At 63.4% G+C, this 4,398-nt stretch carries 3 protein-coding genes; 1 reads left to right on the top strand and 2 read right to left on the bottom strand.

Features of this window, described 5'->3' with window-relative positions; genetic code table 11:
• Positions 1–351 (bottom strand): response regulator (locus RMCN_RS29340; protein WP_131808624.1); only part of this gene is annotated, 351 nt, incomplete at its 3' end.
• Positions 352–744: 393 nt separating this feature from the next.
• Here RMCN_RS29340 and RMCN_RS29330 point away from each other — a divergent pair.
• Positions 745–1,854 (top strand): PLP-dependent cysteine synthase family protein, encoded by a 1,110-nt coding sequence (locus RMCN_RS29330; protein WP_067396632.1) that lies wholly within the window; start codon positions 745–747, stop codon positions 1,852–1,854.
• A 1,111-nt stretch (positions 1,855–2,965) separates the two neighbouring features.
• Here RMCN_RS29330 and RMCN_RS29325 read toward each other — a convergent pair.
• Complete coding sequence (locus RMCN_RS29325; protein ID WP_067396630.1) at positions 2,966–3,490, bottom strand: hypothetical protein; 525 nt, start codon at positions 3,488–3,490, stop codon at positions 2,966–2,968.
• Between the last annotated feature and the right edge of the window lie 908 nt (positions 3,491–4,398).

The following is a 4,398-nucleotide window of genomic DNA, read 5'->3' as shown; positions in this document are numbered from 1 at the left end:
ACTGAACGGCTTGGTGATGTAGTCGTCGGCGCCGACGGTCAGCCCTACGATGGTGTCCATTTCCGTGTCACGGGCGGTAAGCATCACCACGTAGGCATCGGAGAAGCTGCGCAGCTGCCGGCACACCTCCAACCCGTCGGCGCCGGGCAACCCCAGGTCGAGCACCACCACGTCGGGATCAAACTCGCGGGCCAGAGCCACCGCTTGCGAGCCGTCAACGGCGGTGCGGGTTTCAAACTGTTCGCGCTGGAGATAACTGGCCACCACTTCGGCGAGCGCCGCCTCATCGTCGACGATCAAGGCTCGGTAGCCCGGCGCGCCCAGACCTCCCTGAGTTGACGTGCCATCCATAGCGTCCATAGTGCCCGTGAACAGCTACCAGTTACACCGACACTGGGCTCGCCCGCGGCACACTGGTGCCAGCCGATCGGGTCTTGAGCAAATCTTCACAAAACCTCCACTGAATCAGCGGACGTCGACGGGCACCTTGGAGTCCGGAAGGAGGCCGAGTCGATTCATGTTGCCGTACTGGGGTTGGGAGAGCTGGCTGGCGGCCGGCGCACTAGCCGCATCCTGGACCGCTGTCGTCGCAACGGCGGTCGCGTGGTTTGGTGCCTTTTCCAGCGACCGGGATACCCGCGGCGAGGGTGTGGCGACGGGCGACATGTCGATTGACTCGGCCGATACGACCCGAGCGGACGGGCCCCCAGGCTCGTCCCCGATCGATGGAGAAGCGACGATCACATGAGTCATCCCTTGTCTATCCATGCGCCCGAACTGCACGCGATGCGGTACCGCGGATTAGGCCGCTACGAACGACCCGAGAACCTAGTGGGTCGCACGCCGGTGCTGCGGGTTTCTGAGCCCTTCAGCAGCGCGGACCGCGGATTTTGGGCCAAGCTCGAAGGCATCAATCCCGGTGGCTTAAAAGACCGCCCCGCAATGCACATGGTGGAGTGCGCCCGAGCACGCGGGAACCTGCGTCCGGGGGCGCGCATCGTCGAATCCACAAGTGGCACACTGGGCTTAGGGTTGGCGTTGGCCGGCATCGTGTATCACCATCCGGTGACCGTGGTGACCGATCCGGGTATGGAGCCCATCATCGTGTCGATGCTGCGGGCCTACGGCGCCGACGTCGACATGGTCACCGAGCCGCACCCGACGGGCGGATGGCAGCAGGCGCGCAAAGACCGCGTCGCGCAGCTACTGGCCGAAGACCTCGAGGCCTGGTGTCCCGACCAGTACAACAACCCCGACAACGTCGACGCCTACCGGCCGCTGGCCCTGGAGCTCCAAGCTCAGCTGGGCACGGTCGACGTGCTGGTGTGCTCGGTCGGAACCGGAGGCCATTCCGCTGGCATCGCGCGGGTACTGCGTCAGTTCAATCCGCACTTACACCTGATCGGGGTGGACACCATCGGCTCAACGATTTTCGGTCAACCCGCCGCGAACCGGCTGATGCGAGGGCTGGGCTCGAGTATCTATCCACGCAACGTCGACTACGCCGCATTCGACGAGGTGCACTGGGTGGCGCCGGCAGAGGCGGTGTGGGCCTGCCGTACCTTGGCGGCCACCCATTACGCAACGGGCGGTTGGAGTGTAGGCGCGGTCGCGCTGGTCGCGGGTTGGGCGGCACGCACCTTCTCAACTGACACGACGATCGCCGCGGTTTTCCCCGATGGGCCACAACGCTATTTCGACACTGTCTACAACGACGACTACTGCCGTCGCCATGACTTGCTGCTAACACAGCCGCCGCAGCAGCCCAACGTGATCGACGATCCCACCCAGGAGGTCGTCACGTCATGGACCCGCTGCGCCACGGTGATCGATCCGATGCCGACACGGGACTAATCGGCATGGTGGGAGACTACGCGAGGTTCGGTCGCGACTCTGACGCGCTGGTGTCGCGGCATCGTTGACGCTGATGACGCGGCACCTTTCTGCGAACCCCTGCTCCGCTTGATGCGCATTTCCCTTCTTGAGTAGGTGCCTTGCGAAAAGATCCCTGGACCCGCAGCCGGGCGCGGCTGCTGTCAGGTATGGCAACGCCGTGATGACGAGGCGAGTGAGTGGGCGGCCTATTACGGCAGTGTCCAAGCGGGTGAGGTTTCGCCGTTGAGACGATTGCGGAGTCGAACTGACCGACCGGCCGGCTCACCAACCCGAGAGCGCATGAAAGCCGCGGTCTTCATGGTCTCGTTGAACTCAGACATATTGGTACCTCCGGCAGCATTGGGGCGGTTAGCAGCCCTGTCGACAGCATTGACCAGCCATCGCGTCGCGTAGGGACTTTCGGCCCTAATTCGTCAGCCAGTGGGGCTACTGTCGATTCTGCTGGAGCGGCGACGATTCGTCGCTGGCCGCCGTCGTGCGACGAAGAACAAGTAGTTGAGTCGAGGCAGCATCGGAATTCCTTCCGCTCTTCGGAGTGCTAGTCCTTACGGCAGCGGTCACGCTCCGCCGGCTTTGGCTTCCCACGCACCAGTGCACTTCGCCCGAACATGCACACAGATTCACCTTCCCCCTCGTGCGCCAGGCGGCCCTAATGTTCAAACCGGTCCTGGGGGCGGGCCACCACATCTTCCCTGAATCGGCCAGTCGAGGGTTCGGCCCCCGAATCGCCACTGGTCGTAGTCCTCGCATGGATGGGCCGAAAAGTCGGGCATGCCAATGACATCATGAAGCGAGCTGCGCGCTGGTTGAGTGGCTGGCCGGCCTGCCTTCTCAGGGAGATTGCCGCGCCGGCCAGTGCGTCGGCGGGGCGCAGCTTGCGCCTGTGTCCTGCGCGGATTGCCGCTTCGCCCGCCGCAAGTCTGGGTCGTCCATTCCGGCGTGGCTTGGTGCCAAGGATTTTGAAGCAGGTGGACCTCATTCAATGTGAAGTGTCAGCGCGCGTCTGGTGATGCTGTTCGCCAACGTGGTCACCCGGGATACTGATGTCGCCGCGCCTCGGGACCGTGTATTAATTATCCGCCTGGCATCCGACGAGGGGAAACCATTCAGGGTGCTCTTTTTCTGCCTGCTTGCACCACTGCTGACCTTTGGCGGTACGTCTCCATTCCTGGACTTCCTGCTCTCTCTTGGCTTCCCGGCCCTCAGGGCTTGCCGCCGAGTTTCCCGGGGTGTTCGCGGTAGCAACGGCGGCATTGCAGTTCAAGCTGAGCCGGTATTCGTTGGAGACCACTCGGTAGCGGACTCCTTGACGTGCGTACCGCCCATCACGGCCAGGGACAGCCTGGACGAACGGAGGTCTCACGAATGTCGATTGAGAAACGCCAGTGACGATGCACTTGCTGAGGGGAAGCTTGGCGCCGACCCGTGACGCGATGATTGCCGTGCCACCCTGCTGCGCGATGGCGTTCGTGGCCTCGGCGTAGGTTTGGCCCACCAGGTCAGGCGCAGCCGATGCAATACCCGGCAACGAGAACAGGGCAATTGCCGCAACGGTAGCGGCGATGGCGCCTGCCGTGACGATGATCTTGGTCATGGTGGGCGGATCCTGTCGATGATCGTTGGCTAGCGTTCCAGCCATCTGGTGCAAGCGAGCCCCTTCCAGTACCCCCTCGATGTCGGGTTCGATTTCCTCTACCCGACTTCAACCGTGCGCCGCGATATGCACCGAATCGATTGAGATCCTGCGAAGATTGGTTGAAGACCTGATCGGTGGTGCAGGCTCAATCAGATAGTGGAGGTCGAGCGCCTCTGCGCCGGAGCCCGATATGTGCTTGGCGCGCAGCCGATCATCAACGGCTGGGTAGGCCGTGCCAGCGGCCTGGTGCGGGTGGTCGGGTGGGGCGTTCGACTCGGTGGTCGCCGGCAGCCTCCCAACGCTGCTACGAGTGTTCCCGACATTTTAGGATGCCGGTGAGTTGTGCACAGTGGCCTGCACGCTCGCGGATAACCGGATCGTGCGCCAGCACACCATCGTTGGTTTGCGGCGCCAAACGCGTGCCACATGGTCCGCATCGAACAGCGCATTGGCAGCTTGGCGCCAGGTCCGGGGTGCTGGCGCCAAGAGGCTAGACATCGTGGCATCGGTGGCAGCGGCGCTCTACTTCCATCATTCAGCGGTGTATTGAACCGATGGCGTCTTTAACGAATCTTCATATCCCCTTCATCAATTCGGTGGGTACCCGAGCGCACGGTGAAGACGGGAAGGAGACCGGATAGACATGATGTGGTACCGGTGGGCGGGCGGTGGACGCCCAAATGAGTGTGAACCCGGGCTCCGGGAAGCCAGCGTGTGATGAGCGAGTTCGTGGCGTCGGGCGGCGGTTTGAGCAGACGGCGGTTTCTGGGGGTCACCGCTGCGGCTGGGATGGTGTTGGCGGGTTGCACGCGCTCAACCGACAGGACCGCGCAACCGGATCCGGTGGCGGTCGCTGAGTCGCGTCG

It is taken from the genome of Mycolicibacterium novocastrense (genome assembly GCF_001570485.1).
GTDB lineage: Bacteria > Actinomycetota > Actinomycetes > Mycobacteriales > Mycobacteriaceae > Mycobacterium > Mycobacterium novocastrense.
The sequence above is the reverse complement of the archived record's forward strand: the minus strand, read 5'-3'. Positions and strand labels throughout refer to the sequence as shown.

Bases quoted from the DNA above. Each gene is read 5' to 3' on its own strand.
- RMCN_RS29330 (WP_067396632.1), top strand. From the start codon at position 745: ATGAGTCATCCCTTGTCTATCCATGCGCCCGAACTGCACGCGATGCGG.
- RMCN_RS29325 (WP_067396630.1), bottom strand. From the start codon at position 3,490: ATGACCAAGATCATCGTCACGGCAGGCGCCATCGCCGCTACCGTTGCG.